This window comes from Burkholderia sp. HI2761, from assembly GCF_002223355.1.
Taxonomy (GTDB): Bacteria; Pseudomonadota; Gammaproteobacteria; order Burkholderiales; family Burkholderiaceae; genus Burkholderia.
In genome coordinates, this window is sequence record NZ_NKFN01000007.1 from 2,052,725 (window position 1) to 2,068,374 (window position 15,650).

Here is a 15,650-nt window from a genome sequence, read left to right on the forward strand (position 1 = left end):
GTCGCCTTTCGTGCTCGTCGGGACACGCGGCGCGCGGATCGTGCGTCGTCTCCCGGCATGCGGCGGATTGTCCGTCATTCGGCCGCGCGCCGGTACCGGGGCGCACCCGCGCTCACCGCCCGGCGTCCTGCCCGTCGAACACCCGCACGCACACGGCGGCGGCCAGCGCAACCGCCGCCGACAGCAGCATCATCGCGAGCGGCAGGTAGCCCGCGTTGGCCGGGGTCAGCAGCGCGCCCGTCAGCGACGACAGCGCGGCGCCGCCGCCGATCGTCATCGCGCCGGCCAGCCCCGACGCGCTGCCTGCGAGTTCCCGCCGCACCGACACCGCGCCCGCATGGGCGCCGGGATTGCTCAGCCCGTTGCCGATGCCGACCAGCACGCACGGCCCGAACCATGCGAGCGCATGGGTCGCGCCGCCGAACACGAGCACGAGGCCGATCAGCGGGCCCGCACACGCCACGACCCGCCCGCAGAGGATCGTCGTGGCCAGCGCATGGCGGCGCGCGAGCCGCGCGGCCAGGAAGCTGCCGCACACGAAACCGGCCGTGATCGTCCCCATGTAGAAGCCGATCTCCGCCGGCGCGATACCGAACAGCGTTTTCGCGGCGAGCGGCGCGCCGGCCAGAAACGCGTAGAACGCCCCCGTCGAAAACGCCATGCAGAGCGCATAGGCCCAGAAACGGCGCGCACCCAGCAGTGCCGGATACGCGCGAAATTGCTGCCCGAAACTCGACGGCCGATTCGTATGGGTTTCGACGAGATCGAGCGCGCACCACGCGAACAGCGCGATGCCGACTGCGGCCAGCAACCAGAAGCTCGCGCGCCAGCCGACCGTGTGGTCGAGCGCGCCGCCGAGCGTCGGGCCGAGCATCGGCGCAAACGCGGCAGCCATCGCCGCGTAGCCGATCCGGCTCGCCGCGCGCGTGCCGCCGCCGGCGTCGCGGATCGCCGCCATCGACACGGGATAAACCGACGTGATCGCCGCCTGCATCAGCCGGCAGCCGAGAAACACGCGGATATCGGTCGCCATCGCGCAACCGAGCGAACCGAGCGCGAATATCGCGACGCTCGTCAGCACGATCGGCCGCCGGCCGAACCGGTCGGACAGCGGCCCCGTCACGCATTCGAGCGACGCGGCCACCGCCGCATACCCGCCGAGCGACAGCGCGACGAGCGCATAGTCGGTGTGCAGGTCGCGCACGATCGCCGGCAGCGACGGCAGGAACAGGCTCAGCGGCAGCACCGACAACGCGCACAGCAGGATCAACGTTGCATGCCGCGGCGACGCCGGGTCGGAAGCGGTCGACAGGTTCGATGACAAGCGGATGCCCTCCCGCGCACGGGCCGCATGGGCGTGCGCAATGCAAAAAAAAGCCCCCGAACGAGTCGGGGGCGCATGGGTGCCGGCGCGGTGCCGCTACCGGACCCTGCGCCTGTGGACTACTACGATGAAGCAAGCCGTTTTCATGCCGAATGGCTCCTGAATGCGTGGCGGACCGCCAGCGATACCGGACGATCTTAGGTGAGCAACAACCGCCGCGTCAACGCCCTAACGCGTGCGTACCGAGACGAACTTCCGCGCGTTGTTGCGCTGGATCAGCACGGCGATCACGCTGCCGCCGGTCGCTTCGAGCGTCTGCACCTCGTCCGGCGTCTCGAGCAGCGTGTCGTTGAGCTCCAGCACGACGTCGCCCGGCTGGATGCCTGCGCGCGCGGCCGGGCCGTGCACCGCGTCCACCATCATCCCGACCGCGAGCCCCGTCGAACGGCGTTCGACGTCGCTCAACGCGTGCATCGTCAGTCCGAGACGGTCGCCATGGTCGCCGCTGTCGCCTGCGTCGCCAGTGCCCGGCCCCGGCCGCACGGCGGCCTTCGGCGCGGCCATGCCGACCGTCGCCTCCGCGCTCCCGCCCGCTTCGTCGGCGCCCGTGATCGTCAGCGTCATCGGCGCACGGTTGCGGATCACGCGCAACGGCGCTTTTCCGCCGGGCGGCAACGCGGCGGCCAGGTCGTTCAGTTCGGCCGAGCGACCGATGGCCTTGTCGCCCATCTTCACGATCACGTCGCCGGGCTTCAGGCCGGCCACGGCGGCCGGCGAGCCGGGCTCGACGCCGTTGACGAGCGCGCCTGCCGGGCGCGGCAGCCCGAACGCCGCAGCCAGACCGACGCCGACGTCCTGCACGTCGATGCCGAACGCATTGACGGACGGCGCGCCCGGCACGGGCGCCTGAGGCTGCTGCGTCTGCATCTGCGCCTGCTGTTGCGCGCGCAACTGGGCGCGCACCTTTGCCGCGAATGCGATCGGAATGGCGAAGGTCGTGCTCGCGTAGCGGTCGGCGCCCGTATAGACCTGTACCGCGATGCCGATCACGTCGCCCGCGCGATTGAACACGGGGCCGCCCGAGTTGTCCGGGTTCGGTGCGATGTCGGTCTCGAAGAACGGGAATGCGCTGCCGTCCGGCAACCGGCGCGACGTCGCGCTGACGATGCCGGCCGTCACCGTGTTGCCCGACCCGTCCGGCGCGCCGATCGTCATCACCGGTTCGCCCGCGCGGACTTTCGACGAATCGCCGACCCGTACGAACGGCAGCTTCGTCGCGTCGACGCGCAGCACGGCCACATCGCTTTGCGGATCGACGGCCAGCACCGTCGCCTTGAATTCGCGGCGGTCGGTAAGCCGTACCGTCACGTCGGTCGCCTCATCGACCACATGGGCGGACGTGAGAATCAGGCCATCTGCGCTGACGATGAAGCCCGAGCCGCTGCCGGACACCGCGCGCGGCGCCGTATCGGGCGCCGGCGCCTGCGGCCCCTGCGCGGGCGGCGGTGCGCCATGCCGGAAGAATGCGGCGAGCGGATCGTCGGGATCGAGGACGGCAAAGGCCGGCCCGCCGGTTTGCGGATCGGGGGTGGCGGCCAGGATGGTCACGACCGCCGGGCCGTAGCGCTCGACGATCGCCGGGAAGTCGACCGGCATCGCGTAAGACGGGGCGGGTGGCCGCGCCTTCATCGCCGGCGGTGCGGCATGCGGCGCGAGGGTGCCGGCAACGGCGGCGGGCGGCGGTAAACATCCGGCAAACACGCCCCCGATCAACGCGGTGCGAAGCACGGCGCGAGCAAGCGTCTGGCAAACCACGGCGCAACCTCCCCCGGCAGCCGCGGCGCCACGTTGCGCGAGACGCGCAGGCGCCCGACAAGCACCGGTACACCCAACCATTTATAGCCCACGTGCAGGGTGGAACGTACGAATCGAAACCCGTATGCCGGGAGGCGCCGTGGCGGCGGAACCGCGACGGCGTTCGTTTCGAACAAAGTACGCGGTTCGTCAATCCGCACAAGTCCTGCGACCGCTCACTCCCCGCCGACTCGCTCCGCGATCGCCGACACCATCCGCAACATCGGCTCGAACGCATCGGCCGACGTATTGCCGAAACCGAGCACGAGCCCGTTACCGGCCCGCCCCGCGTCGATCGCGAAACCCGACAGCGGGAACGGCCCGATGCCATGCGCGCGCGCCGCTTCGACGATCGCGCGATCGCGATAACGCGCCGGCAACCGCAGTGCGAGATGCAGCCCGCACGGGCCGCCCTCGACCTGGTGCGGCACGCTCAGGCTGCTATCGAGCGCGGCGAGCAGCAAACGCCGCCGGTCGCGATACAACCGGCGCATGCGCCCGAGATGCCGGCCGTACTCGCCCGTCTCGATGAAATCGGCCAGCGCGAGCTGCACATGGCGCGTCCCGCCGCGCAGCATCTCCGGCAGCGCCGGCCGCACGGCGGCCAGCAACGCGTCGGGCAGCACGAGAAAACCGATCCGCAGCGCCGGAAACATCGTCTTGCTGAACGAGCCGAGATAGACGACCGGCGAATCGGGCGCGAGCCCATGCATCGCGCCGATCGGCTCGCCGGTGTGACGGAATTCGCTGTCGTAGTCGTCCTCGATGATCCACGCGCGATGGCGGCGCGCCGCATCGATCAGCGCGAGCCGGCGCGAGATCGACAGCACCGCGCCGGTCGGGAACTGGTTCGACGGCGTCGTGTAGACGAGGCGCGGCGGCCGCTCGCGCCAGTCGTCCGGTTCCGCGCGCAGTCCTTCCGCGTCGACCGGCATCGGCACGACGTCGAGGTCGGCCGCCTGCATCGCGGTGCGCGCGCCACGATAGCCGGGCTCCTCGACCCACACCGTATCGCCCGGATTGGTCAGCAACTGCGCGCACAGCGCGATCGCCCCCTGCGCGCCCTCCGTGATCACGATCTGCTCGGGATCGCAGCGTATCCCGCGCGTGACGGCCAGGTGGCGCGCGATCGATTCGCGCAACGCCGGCTCGCCGAGCGGATCGCCGTACGCAAGCAGGTCGCGGCCGGCGCGGCGCAACGCGCGGTCGATTGCGTGCCGCCACGCGTCCACCGGGAAATGCGACAGCGCCGGCACGCCGGGCCGGAAACCCTCCGATTCGCCGGTGCCGACGAAGCTTGGCCGAATCCGGCCGAGCCGCTGCGCGACGGCCGGCGGCGCGGCACGCCGGCGCGGCGGCGCGGGCCGCGACAACCCGACGACCCGCGTGCCGCGACGGTCCGACTGCAGGAAGCCTTCGGCGACGAGCTGCTCGTACACGGCGGCTGTCGTATTGCGCGACACGCCGAGCATTTCGGCCAGCGCGCGCGTGCCGGGCAGCCGCGTGCCGGCCGGCATCGCGCCGCCGAGAATCGCGTCGCGCACGCGGCGCAACAACTGGCGCTGCAGCGAAGGTGCGCCGGGCGCACGCGCCAGCGGCGCATCGAGCGGCAGCAACGGCGCATCGCCGGAAGGAAAGGGAGTCGTCATCGGAACGTCGCAGCGTGAAAAGGTCGACCGTACGGTGAACGGCGTACGGCCGACGGCCACCGATCGTGGCACCATAAATTTGCCGTTCTCTGGCGCTTCTCATGGTACCTCGCCGGGACTACGATCGTCTGCATGCCGGCATGTCGCCGGCCGCCAACCGAAGCGAGATCGACCTTGCCCACGCTCACCAACGCTTTCCAGCAGCCCATCGGCCAACCCGTTCCCGACTGGTCCGCGCGTCCGCGCCCCGAGCGCATCGCGCTCGACGGCCGCTATTGCCGGCTCGAACCGCTCGACGCCGAGCGCCACGCGGCCGACCTGTACGCCGCCTACGCCCAGGCGCCCGACGGCAGCGACTGGACCTATCTGGCGCACGGCCCGTACGCCGACGAATCCAGCTACCGCGATTACGCGCGCGGCGCGCAGGCGAGCACCGATCCGCTGCACTACACGGTGATCGACCGCGCCACGGGCCGCGCGGTCGGCACGCTCGCGCTGATGCGCATCGATCCGGCCAACGGCGTGATCGAGGTCGGCTCCGTCACGTTCTCGCCGCTGCTCAAGCGCACGCCGGTGTCGACCGAAGCGCAGTTCCTGCTGATGAAGTATGCGTTCGACACGCTCGGCTACCGGCGCTACGAATGGAAGTGCGACGACCTGAATGCGCCGTCGCGCAAGGCGGCTGCGCGGCTCGGGTTCCGCTACGAAGGCACGTTCCGGCAGGCGATCATCTATCGCGGCCGCAATCGCGACACCGCGTGGTTCTCGATCATCGACGGCGAATGGCCGGATGTCCGTGCCGCGTTCGACGCGTGGCTCGCCGCGGAGAATTTCGACGCGCAAGGCGAACAGCGCCAGTCGCTCACCGCGATCCGCCACGCGCAGGCCCGCGCGCGCGACGCCGCCAGCCGCGCGAACGACGCCACGCGCGTCACGGTCCGTGCGCTCGTCGCCGCCGACGAAGCCGCGTGGCGTCCGCTGTGGCAGGGTTACCAGAACTTCTACGGCACCGCGCTGAGCGACGCGGTGTTCGCGACGACGTGGGCGCGCCTGATGGATCCGGCCGAGCCGATGTTCGTGCTCGGTGCGTTCGACGCGTCGGGTGCGCTGGTCGGGATCGTGCATGCGATCTACCACCGCTCGTGCTGGACCGAAGGGCCGTACTGCTACCTGCAGGATCTGTACACGGCGCCCGACGCACGCGGGCAAGGCGCGGGCGGCGCGCTGATCGAGGCCGTGTACGAACGGGCCCGCGAAGCCGGCGCGAGCCGCGTGTACTGGCTCACACGCGAGACCAACACGACCGCACGCGCGCTGTACGACAAGCTCGCGAACAACGCCGGTTTCATCCAGTACCGGCACGATCTGAAGCTGTAACGTCGCCCCGTCCCGACGGCCGATGTTCAGCCATGAACATCGGCCGGATGGCGTGCGTCGCCGCCCTCCGGCACGTCATCGCGCGCCGCACCGGCCATGCCGGGCACCGCTGCCGGGCGGATCATCTCGTCGCCATTGGCCGGCACGGGCCGCCGTACCGGCCGGAACACCGGTTCGCCGGGCTCGATCGGCTGCCCCGAGAGCGCGCAGCGACCGGGCTGCAACGCGACGCGCAAGCGCCAGCGTTGCTCGCCGTAATGACAGCGACCGCTCTCGACCCATCGCACCAGCAGCCCGTCGTGCCCCGCCTCCAGCACCGTGACGAACAGTTGCGGACGCAACGGCGACGCCGCGGCCGGCGCGTGCTCCGGAATCGGCGCGCGACCGATCGTCACGAGCGGATGCGCGACCACGCCGCCGCGTGGCAGCATCGCATCGTCGTCGCCGAGCGCGGACGCGGACACGTCGCACGACAGGTCTTCTTCGCAGATCGGGCTTTCCATGGTGTTGAGCATGCTTGACGGATTTCCGTGCAGGTTGAACGACGCCGGCGCCGCACTCAGCGCCGGCCCATCGGTTCGCGCAGGAGGGACAGGCCGATCGCCGCGCCGGCGATGCCGGCCGCGAGCATCAGCCCGATGCCGCCGGACCAGCCGAACGCACCGACGATCGCGCCGATCGTCAGCGGGCCGATCACCTGGCCGAGATAGTTGCCCTGCACGACCCAGCCGATGCTGAGCGGCGCCAGCGACGGCGACGGGGCGGAACCCGGCGCACACGCGAGGATCGTCGCGGGCAACATCCCGGCCATGGCCGAGAACGCGAACCCGAGCGCGACCGCGAGCGGTGCGGGCGTCGCGGCGCTGAAAAGGCCCGCCCCCGCCGCGCCGATCGCGACCGACGTCGCGGCCATCACGAGCCCCGGTCGCGCGCCGCGCGACAGCAGCCAGCCGGCCGTCAGGTTGCCGATCACGCATGCGGCGACGATCGCCGCGCTGATCAGCCCGGCCGCGCCGACGGCAACGCCGAGGCGCTGCATCAGAAACACCGGCAGGAACGTCATCACCGCGAAGAACTGCACGTTGTAGGTCGCGAAACCCAGCGCGAGAAGCGTGGTCGAGCGCGCCGCGAGCACGTTGCGCAGCGCGGGTCCGATGCGCGTCGCCCCCGTCTGTCGCGACGGCGCGTCGGCCGACGTCGTGACCGGCACCGCGGCTGCGGCGACGAGCGTCAGCGCCGCGGCTGCGAGCCAGCCGTTGCGCCAGCCGCCGAGCAGCGGCCCGACCAGCATCGACAACGCCATGCCGGCCGGCATGAAGGTGCTCCACAGGCCGAACGCGAGATTGCGCCGCTCGGGCGGCGTCACGCGGTTCAGCACGGCCGGCGCGGCGACCACCACGATCACGAACCCGAGCCCTTCCGCAACGCGCGTGGTCAGCAGCAGCGCGAAGCTGCCCGCCCATGCGCCGGCGATGCTCGACAGACCGAGGATGACGAGGCCCGTCACCAGCAGCCGCCGGTCGCCCCAGCGCCGCACCAGCAGGCCGGCGGCGATCCCGCCGAACACGCCGACGAACGGAAACACCGACATGATCCCGCTCAGCGACGCGAGCGAGCCTCCGAACTCGTGCTGAAGCGACGGCAATGCGATCGTTGCCTTGCCGACGTGCAGCGCCGACACGATGCTCGCCAGCACGACGTTCGCGACTGCGGCCCGGTAGCTGCGCGACGGCAGCGTGGCGGCATCGGCCGCGACAGGCGATTCGGTCATCTTCACCTCCGTTGAAGCGGCCGCGTGCAACGGGATGTGTCACGCGGCCGCAATCGGACTGGCGCACATGATACAAATTGAAGTTAACTTCAAGTAAAGGGGTAACGCGCGCAACGATCCGTTTCGGCGATGGCGCCAATGGGCCGAATTCATGCCGCGCGCACCGGTCGCGGTGGACGAAGCCGTCTCGCGATTCGTCTCATTGCGCTGAGACGAACGTCCCGGCGTCTCACCTGGCCCGCGACTTCGCAATCGCAGCAAATTCGACATGCCGTTCCTTTCGAATCTTTGCGCGTTGGCCGTTAGCGAAATGGTGCAACGCATCCAACGCACCCTTTCCGACCGCCATGCATCGCCCCTATTCCGCTGGCCCCGTTCCTGCATACCGGTCGATCGCGCAATCGCGCGACGGGCACACCGGCAGCGTTGCCGCGCGCCCGACGACAACCTGACGGAGACAGCAACGTGAGTACACCGGCACCGATCACCACCCCCAGCATGAAAGCCGCCGTCTGGCACGGCCGCCACGACATCCGCGTCGAAGAGGTTCCCGTTCCGCAGCGCCCGCCCGCAGGCTGGGTCACGATCCGCGTGCACTGGTGCGGCATCTGCGGCTCCGACCTGCACGAATACGTCGCCGGGCCGGTGTTCATCCCGGTCGACGCGCCGCATCCGCTGACCGGCCTGAAGGGCCAATGCATCCTCGGTCACGAGTTCAGCGGCGAGATCGCCGAACTCGGCGCGGGCGTATCGGGCTTCGCGGTCGGCGACCGCGTGACGGCCGACGCGTGCCAGCATTGCGGCACCTGCTGGTATTGCAAGCACGGGCTGTACAACATCTGCGAGAACCTCGCGTTCACCGGGCTGATGAACAACGGCGCGTTCGCCGAATACGTGAACGTGCCGGCCGAACTGCTGTACAAGCTGCCCGACAACTTCCCGACCGAGGCCGGCGCGCTGATCGAACCGCTCGCGGTCGGGCTGCATGCGGTGAAGAAGGCCGGCAACATCGTCGGGCAGACCGTCGTCGTGGTCGGCGCGGGCACGATCGGCCTGTGCACGATCATGTGCGCGAAGGCCGCGGGCGCCGGGCGCGTGATCGCGCTGGAGATGTCGGCCGCGCGCAAGCAGAAGGCGCTGGAGGTCGGCGCAAGCGTCGTCATCGATCCGAAGACGTCCGACGCGATCGCCGAAGTCCGGGCACTGACGGGCGGCTACGGCGCCGACGTGTCGTTCGAGTGCATCGGGCACACGGCCACCGCGAAGCTCGCGATCGACGTGATCCGCAAGGCCGGCAAGTCGGTGATGGTCGGCATCTTCGAGGAACCGACGTCGTTCAACTTCTTCGACATCGTGTCGACCGAGAAGGAAGTGATCGGCTCGCTCGCGTACAACGGCGAATTCGCGGACGTGATCCGCTTCATCGCGGACGGCCGCATCGACGTGCAGCCGCTCATCACCGGGCGCATCGCGCTCGGCGACATCGTCGCGCACGGCTTCGAGGAACTGGTCAACCACAAGGACCGCAACGTGAAGATCATCGTCCAGCCGGCCGTCTCCTGACCGCACGCGCGCGGCCGCAGCATCGATTCGGCATCGATTCGCGCCCGCCGCGCAGGCTGCCCGCCCCGCCGCCGAGCGTCGCACGTTCGGGGGGCGGCGCGCCTGCCCGCGCCTCCGTTCCCCGCTGTCATCATCGACAGAAACAGCCGCCATGTCGCGTTCCACCCGGATGCGGCATGCTGAAACATTCGGAACCCCTGGCTCGGCGCGATTCTTCGATATACTGGGCCGAACCCTTTTCGGGGCAACCGGAGGCAACCACGCCTCTCGCGCGTCCGCCCCCGACCTGCGTGGAATGGCGCACCGTGAAACCGCGAGCCGGACTGATTCTCGAACTCTTCGTCAACCTCGTGCTGCCCTGGGTGGCCTATCGGGTCGCGCATCCGTATTTCGGCGAAACCGGCGCGCTGTACGCATCGGCGGTTCCGCCGATCGTCTGGTCGATCGTCGAATTCATCCGCTCGCGCCGCGTCGACGCGGTGGCGGCCATCGTGCTGCTCGGCATCACGCTGTCGATCGTCGGGATGGCGTTCGGCGGCAGTCCGCGCACGCTGCTGATGCGCGAATCGATCGGGTCGGGCACGATCGGCGTCGTGTTCCTGCTGTCGCTGCTCCGCGAACGCCCGCTGATCTTCTATCTGGCCCGCGCCACCGTGGCCCGCGAGATGGACGGCGGCGCCGCGCACTTCGAAGCCGTCTGGGACGCGCAGCCGGGCCTGCGACAGATGCTGCGGCTGATGACGTTCGTGTGGGGCGCCATCATGACGCTCGAGATGCTGCTGCGCTGGTGGATGGTGATCAACTGGCCGGTCGAGCGCGTGCTGGTCGTGTCGCCGGTCATGGGCTACACGGTGTTCGGCTGCCTGCTGCTGTGGACCTTCTGGTACCGGCGGCGGATGCGCGTGCGCAACAGCGTCGACATCCCGGGCCGCGGCGGCGTCACCGAAACCGCCGGCCGCTGACACGCGGCTGGCCGGCTGCCCGGCGGCGTGTCACCGCACCTGCTGTATGATGCGCGGCGTCTCGTCCGCCCATCCGTTTCCGTCATGTCTCTTTCGCTCCTTCCGTGTGCCACGATCTGGCTCGCCCTGTTCGCGGCCGCCGCATTTGCGTGGCATCGCCCGCTGCACCGCCTGAGCATCGGCCTCGCCGCGCTCGGCTATGCGGGCGCCCTGGCGTTCGGCCAGCTTGCGCCGATCACGCTGGCGCCGTTCGCGCTGCTGATCGCGGCCGGCTGGGGCGTGTTGCCCGGGCGCCCGCTCGCGGTGCGCATCGCCGCGCACCTCGTCTTCGCCGCGCTCGCGATCGCGCTGAGCCTGCATCTGATTCCCGGCTTCCATAATCCGCGCGTGATCGCCCCGACCCGCTTCACGCCGGACGCCGTGCCGTTCACGATGTACCTGAATTTCGACAAGCCGCTCGTCGGCCTGTGGCTGTTGTGGGTGCTACCGTGGGTCGCGCCCGACGTCGCGCCGTTGCGCGCGCTGCGCACCGGCGTGGTGGCGGCCGTCGCCACGGCCGCCGCGTGCCTGGCCGGCGCGCTCGCGGTCGGGATGGTCGGCTGGGCGCCCAAATGGCCGCCGTCCGGCTGGCTGTGGCTCGTGAACAACCTGTTGCTGGTGACGCTCGCCGAGGAAGCGCTGTTCCGCGGCTACGTGCAAGGTGGGCTGACCCGCGTGTTCCGTGCCCACTCATGGGGCCCGTGGGTCGCGCTCGCGGCTGGGGCGATGCTGTTCGGCGCCGCGCACGCGGCCGGCGGCTGGCAATGGATCGTGCTCGGCACGGTGGCCGGCGTCGGCTACGGGCTCGCCTGGCGGCGCGGCGGCCTGCTCGCCGCCGCGCTCGCGCATGTGGGGCTGAACGTCATCCACTTCGGCCTGTTCACTTACCCGATGCTCGCCGCCGCGCGCTGATCGCGGCGCCCGCGCTGCCGCTCAGTTGAACCCGGCCACCGCGTGCGGCACGTACGGGCGTTCGAGCGTGGCGATTTCGTCGTCGGTCAGCTTCAGCGCGAGCGCGCCGAGCGCATCGTCCAGTTGCCGCGGCTTCGAAATGCCGACGATCGGCGCGGTCACGCCGCGCTTTTGCGCCACCCACGCGAGCGCGACCTGCGCCCGCGGCACGTTGCGCGCGGCGGCGATCGCCGCGACGGCCTCGACGACCGCCTTGTCGGCATCGGCCGTCGCGTCGTACAGCCGCTGGCCGACGTCGTCCTTCTGCTGCCGTTCCGACGATTCGTCCCAACTGCGCGTCAGGCGCCCGCGTGCGAGCGGGCTCCACGGAATCACCGCGATGCCTTCGTCCTCGCACAGCGGCAGCATTTCGCGCTCTTCTTCGCGATACAGCAGGTTCAGGTGGTTCTGCATGCTGACGAAGCGGGTCCAGCCGTTCTGCTTCGACGTGTGCAGCGCCTTCGCGAACTGCCACGCGAACATCGACGATGCGCCGATATAGCGCGCCTTGCCGGCCTTCACGACATCGTGCAGCGCCTCGAGCGTCTCCTCGATCGGCGTGCCGTAGTCCCAGCGGTGAATCTGGTAGAGATCGACGTAGTCGGTGCCGAGCCGCTTCAGGCTCTGGTCGATATCGGTCATGATCGCCTTGCGTGACAGGCCGGCGCCGTTCGGCCCCGGCCGCATCCGGTAGAACACCTTCGTCGCGATCACGACGTCGTCGCGCTTCGTGAAATCGCGCAACGCACGGCCGACGATCTCCTCGGACGTACCGTCCGAATACATGTTCGCGGTGTCGAAGAAGTTGATGCCGGCCTCGACCGCCCGCTGGATGATCGGGCGGCTTTCCGCTTCCGGCAGCGTCCACGGGTGCGTGCCCCGCGACGGCTCGCCGAACGTCATGCAGCCCAGCACCAGCTTCGACACGTCCAGCCCGGTCGATCCGAATTTCACGTATTCCATTGCGCGCCTCGCCACTCGAGTTGGGGTTGCGGCCGGATGCGCGCCGCGCATCCGCCAGACGTCGCATGGTATCCCGCATGCCGCGAACGCGTATGACCGCGCGCCGCGTGCAGGCTGCGTGAAAGGAACGAAAAGGACAGGACGAAAAAGGACGAACCGGAAGGCCCGGTTACTTGGCCCGCTTACTTGGCCTGGTCGGCGATCGGCTGCAGGAACGCGGAGAAGCCGGTCAGCATGATCTGCACGCCGATGCACAGCAGCAGGAACGCCGACACGCGCTTCGCGACCTTGGTCCCTTCGCTGCCGAGGTAGCGCGCGAGCAGCGCGGAGCGGCTGTAGACCTGCCAGATCACGAGCGCGACGAGCACGGACACGGCGATCGACACGATGCTCGACAGCATGAATTCCGACAGCTTGTGCGTGCGGTTCGCGTTCAGCGCGATCGCGGTCGCGATCGAGCCGGGGCCGACCGTCAGCGGCACCGTCAACGGGAAGAACGCGCGCGTCATGATCGCGTTCGCGTCGATCGGCTTGACCGGCGTGTCGCCGCCGCCCGGCCCGTCCGGTTCGTTCAGCATCTGCCAGCCGGCCACGGCAACCGCGAAGCCGCCGCCGATGCGCAGCGCTTCCATCGAGATCCCGAAGAAATGCAGCACCGGCGTGCCGGCGAAGAACGCGACCATCAGCACGACGAACGCGTTGAACGCGACCTTCCTCGCGAGCAGATCCCGTTCGTGCGCGGTGAGCGCCTCGGTCCGTTCGAGAAACAGGAACGCGATACCGATCGGATTGATGATGCCGATCAGGCCGGTAAAGCCGAACAGGATCTCGGAGACGAGGCGATTGACGATCATCGTGCGAAGCAGCGGTCGGGACGGGGCCGGCAGCGCGCCGGGGGTCACGCATTGTAGTGCAAGCGCCCGTGCCCGAGACGCAAAATGCGGCCGGCCCGGTTTCGCCGTCGATCGTCGTGAAGGTTCGTCGTGCAGCCTTATTCGGCGCCTGCGTCCCAGGCCGGCGGCCGCTTCGCGAAGAAAGCCGCGAAGCCTTCCTTCGCTTCGGGCGTCGCCCGCACGCGGGAGATCGTCTGCGCGGTGAACGCCGCACGTTCGTCCGACGGCGGGTACTCGCCGATCGCATCGAAAAAGCGCTTGATCTCCATCAGCGCGTGCGGGCCGTTGCGGCCGAGTTCCGCGAGCGTCCGGTCGAGCGTGTCGTCGAGCGCATCGAGCGGCACGGCCTGATGAATCAGACCGATCGCGACGGCTTCGGCAGCCGCGAGCTGCGTCGCCGTCAGCGCGAGCCGGCGCGCCTGGCGCTGGCCGACCGCCTCGACCAGATACGGGCCGATCACGGCCGGCAGGATTCCGAAGCGGGCTTCGCTGACCGAGAATCGCGCGTGGTCGCTCGCAATCACGATGTCGCAAGCGGCGCACAGGCCCACGCCGCCGCCGAACGCGTGGCCCTGCACGCGTGCGACCGTCGGTTTCGGGCACTGCCGGATCGCGCGCATCATCGCGGCGAACCGCTCGGCGTCGCGCAGGTTCGCGGCCGCATCGTTCGTGCTGGCGCGCTGCATCCACTGCAGGTCGGCGCCCGCGCAAAATGCGCGACCGTCCGAACGCAGCACGATCGCGCGCACGTCGTCGCGCCGGCCGAGCGTCGTGAACGCGTCGGTCAGCTCCGCGATCATCGTCTCGTCGAATGCGTTCAGCACGTCGCCGCGCTGCAGCGCCACGGTCGCGATGCCGCGCGCATCGACCGCGACGGCCAGGGTCTTCAATCCATCCATCGAACAGGTTTCCTCGGGTAGAACAGCCAATATCGGAATCAGGCGGCCTGGCGGCGGTCGATCACGCGCCGGGCCTTGCCGGTCGCGGTCGCGGGAATGCCGCCGGCGGCCAACACCGTCACGCCGGACGACACGCCGACCATCGTCTTGATCCGGTGCTGCAGCTCGCGCGCGAGTGCCGCGCGATCGCTGTCGGTGACGGACGCCGCCGCTTCGGAGCGCAATTCGACCGCGAGGTCGAGCCGGTCCATGTGACCGTCGCGCGACAGCGCGATCTGGAACTGGCCCGACAACTGCGGCAGCGCGACGACGATCTCCTCGATCTGGCTCGGGAACACGTTCACGCCGCGCACGATCAGCATGTCGTCGGAGCGGCCCGTGATCTTCGCGAGCCGGCGCATCGCGCGCGCGGACGGCGGCAGCAGCGCGGTGAGGTCGCGCGTGCGGTAGCGAATCACCGGCATCGCTTCCTTGGTCAGCGACGTGAACACGAGCTCGCCCTGGCAGCCGTCGGGCAGCACTTCGCCGGTGACGGGATCGATGATCTCCGGGTAGAAGTGGTCTTCCCAGATCACCGGGCCGTCCTTCGTCTCGACGCATTCGCACGCGACGCCCGGGCCCATCACTTCCGACAGCCCGTAGATGTCGAGCGCGTCGATCCCCACGCGCGTCTCCACTTCGTCGCGCAGCGCCTGCGTCCACGGCTCGGCACCGAAGATGCCGATCTTCAGCGACGATTCGGCCGGGTCCATCCCCTGCCGCACCATCTCGTCGATCAGGTTCAGCATGTACGACGGCGTGACGAGGATGATCTTCGGCTCGAAATCGCGAATCAGTTGCACCTGCTTCTCGGTCTGCCCGCCGGACATCGGCACGACCATGCAACCGAGCCGCTCCGCGCCGTAGTGAATCCCGAGACCGCCCGTGAAGAGGCCGTAGCCGAACGCGTTGTGCAGCGTATCGCCCGGGCGGCCGCCGGCCGCGCGGATCGAGCGCGCGGTCACGTTCGCCCACGTGTCGATGTCGCGCGCCGTATAGCCGACCACCGTCGGCTTGCCGGTCGTGCCGCTCGATGCATGCACGCGCACGACCTGCTCGCGCGGCACCGCGAAGAGGCCGAACGGATAGTTGTCGCGCAGGTCGTTCTTGGTCGAGAACGGGAATTTCGCGAGATCGGCGAGCGACTTCAGGTCGTCCGGATGCACGCCCGCCGCATCGAACGTGCGCCGATAGTGCGGGACGTTGTCGTACGCGTGGCGCAGCGACCACTTGAGGCGTTCGAGCTGCAGCGCCTGCAGTTCGTCGCGGCTGGCGGTCTCGATCGGCTCGAGGGCGGCGGCGGGATGCGTCGGGTGAGTCATCGGGGTGCTCCTCCAATGGAGTAATGTCGTTGTCGTGTTCGAGG

The 15,650-nt window shown here is 69.7% G+C and carries 13 protein-coding genes; 4 read left to right on the plus strand and 9 right to left on the minus strand.

Annotation, left to right across the window (positions count from 1 at the left end):
* Positions 1-112: 112 nt before the first annotated feature.
* The 3 genes from CFB46_RS26925 to pdxR form a co-directional block, all read right to left on the minus strand.
* Entirely contained in the window at positions 113-1,324 is a 1,212-nt protein-coding gene (locus CFB46_RS26925) for an MFS transporter (RefSeq protein WP_089501848.1), read from the minus strand.
* 228 nt (positions 1,325-1,552) lie between these two features.
* Entirely contained in the window at positions 1,553-3,139 is a 1,587-nt protein-coding gene (locus CFB46_RS26930) for a trypsin-like peptidase domain-containing protein (RefSeq protein WP_179235122.1), read from the minus strand.
* A 215-nt stretch (positions 3,140-3,354) separates the two neighbouring features.
* Complete coding sequence (gene pdxR / locus CFB46_RS26935) at positions 3,355-4,827, minus strand: MocR-like pyridoxine biosynthesis transcription factor PdxR (protein ID WP_089501850.1); 1,473 nt, start codon at positions 4,825-4,827, stop codon at positions 3,355-3,357.
* Between the two features lie 174 nt (positions 4,828-5,001).
* Between pdxR and CFB46_RS26940 the strand changes: the two genes are divergently transcribed.
* Positions 5,002-6,204, plus strand: coding sequence for a GNAT family N-acetyltransferase (locus CFB46_RS26940; protein ID WP_089501851.1), 1,203 nt, complete (start codon positions 5,002-5,004; stop codon positions 6,202-6,204).
* Positions 6,205-6,230: 26 nt separating this feature from the next.
* On the opposite strand, the gene CFB46_RS26945 is transcribed toward CFB46_RS26940, so the two are convergent.
* Both CFB46_RS26945 and CFB46_RS26950 read right to left on the minus strand, forming a co-directional pair.
* The gene (locus tag CFB46_RS26945; RefSeq protein WP_089501852.1) at positions 6,231-6,719 is read right to left on the minus strand and encodes a DUF3331 domain-containing protein; all 489 of its coding nucleotides are present in this window, start codon (positions 6,717-6,719) and stop codon (positions 6,231-6,233) included.
* A 44-nt stretch (positions 6,720-6,763) separates the two neighbouring features.
* On the minus strand, positions 6,764-7,975 hold the full coding sequence (locus CFB46_RS26950) for an MFS transporter (protein WP_089501853.1): 1,212 nt from the start codon (positions 7,973-7,975) through the stop codon (positions 6,764-6,766).
* A gap of 498 nt (positions 7,976-8,473) precedes the next feature.
* Here CFB46_RS26950 and CFB46_RS26960 point away from each other — a divergent pair, with 498 nt between their 5' ends.
* From CFB46_RS26960 to CFB46_RS26970, 3 genes are all read left to right on the plus strand, one after another.
* Positions 8,474-9,538 carry a 2,3-butanediol dehydrogenase gene (locus CFB46_RS26960; protein WP_089501854.1) on the plus strand — a complete coding sequence of 355 codons (1,065 nt, stop codon included), beginning with the start codon at positions 8,474-8,476 and terminating at the stop codon, positions 9,536-9,538.
* Between the two features lie 305 nt (positions 9,539-9,843).
* On the plus strand, positions 9,844-10,500 hold the full coding sequence (locus CFB46_RS26965) for a VC0807 family protein (RefSeq protein WP_089502373.1): 657 nt from the start codon (positions 9,844-9,846) through the stop codon (positions 10,498-10,500).
* Positions 10,501-10,584: 84 nt separating this feature from the next.
* Entirely contained in the window at positions 10,585-11,451 is an 867-nt protein-coding gene (locus CFB46_RS26970) for a CPBP family intramembrane glutamic endopeptidase (RefSeq protein ID WP_089501855.1), read from the plus strand.
* Between the two features lie 21 nt (positions 11,452-11,472).
* Here CFB46_RS26970 and CFB46_RS26975 read toward each other — a convergent pair whose 3' ends face one another.
* The 4 genes from CFB46_RS26975 to paaK all read right to left on the minus strand — a co-directional run bounded on the left by CFB46_RS26975 (position 11,473) and on the right by paaK (position 15,606).
* Positions 11,473-12,453: an aldo/keto reductase gene (locus tag CFB46_RS26975; RefSeq protein WP_089501856.1), complete on the minus strand. Its 981-nt coding sequence runs from the start codon at positions 12,451-12,453 to the stop codon at positions 11,473-11,475.
* Between the two features lie 182 nt (positions 12,454-12,635).
* Positions 12,636-13,307 (minus strand): MarC family protein, encoded by a 672-nt coding sequence (locus CFB46_RS26980; protein WP_027780810.1) that lies wholly within the window; start codon positions 13,305-13,307, stop codon positions 12,636-12,638.
* A gap of 137 nt (positions 13,308-13,444) precedes the next feature.
* Positions 13,445-14,245 (minus strand): enoyl-CoA hydratase-related protein, encoded by an 801-nt coding sequence (locus tag CFB46_RS26985; protein WP_089501857.1) that lies wholly within the window; start codon positions 14,243-14,245, stop codon positions 13,445-13,447.
* Between the two features lie 38 nt (positions 14,246-14,283).
* A complete protein-coding gene (gene paaK / locus CFB46_RS26990; RefSeq protein ID WP_089501858.1) occupies positions 14,284-15,606 on the minus strand; it encodes a phenylacetate--CoA ligase PaaK in 1,323 nt (440 codons plus the stop codon).
* Positions 15,607-15,650: the final 44 nt, after the last annotated feature.

Excerpts from the sequence above, each read along its gene's own strand:
- CFB46_RS26950 (WP_089501853.1), bottom strand. The coding sequence starts at position 7,975 with ATGACCGAATCGCCTGTCGCGGCCGATGCCGCCACGCTGCCGTCGCGC.
- CFB46_RS26980 (WP_027780810.1), bottom strand. The coding sequence starts at position 13,307 with ATGATCGTCAATCGCCTCGTCTCCGAGATCCTGTTCGGCTTTACCGGC.
- CFB46_RS26975 (WP_089501856.1), bottom strand. The coding sequence starts at position 12,453 with ATGGAATACGTGAAATTCGGATCGACCGGGCTGGACGTGTCGAAGCTG.
- pdxR (WP_089501850.1), bottom strand. The coding sequence starts at position 4,827 with ATGACGACTCCCTTTCCTTCCGGCGATGCGCCGTTGCTGCCGCTCGAT.
- CFB46_RS26945 (WP_089501852.1), bottom strand. The coding sequence starts at position 6,719 with ATGCTCAACACCATGGAAAGCCCGATCTGCGAAGAAGACCTGTCGTGC.
- CFB46_RS26970 (WP_089501855.1), top strand. The coding sequence starts at position 10,585 with ATGTCTCTTTCGCTCCTTCCGTGTGCCACGATCTGGCTCGCCCTGTTC.
- CFB46_RS26960 (WP_089501854.1), top strand. The coding sequence starts at position 8,474 with ATGAAAGCCGCCGTCTGGCACGGCCGCCACGACATCCGCGTCGAAGAG.
- paaK (WP_089501858.1), bottom strand. The coding sequence starts at position 15,606 with ATGACTCACCCGACGCATCCCGCCGCCGCCCTCGAGCCGATCGAGACC.
- CFB46_RS26985 (WP_089501857.1), bottom strand. The coding sequence starts at position 14,245 with ATGGATGGATTGAAGACCCTGGCCGTCGCGGTCGATGCGCGCGGCATC.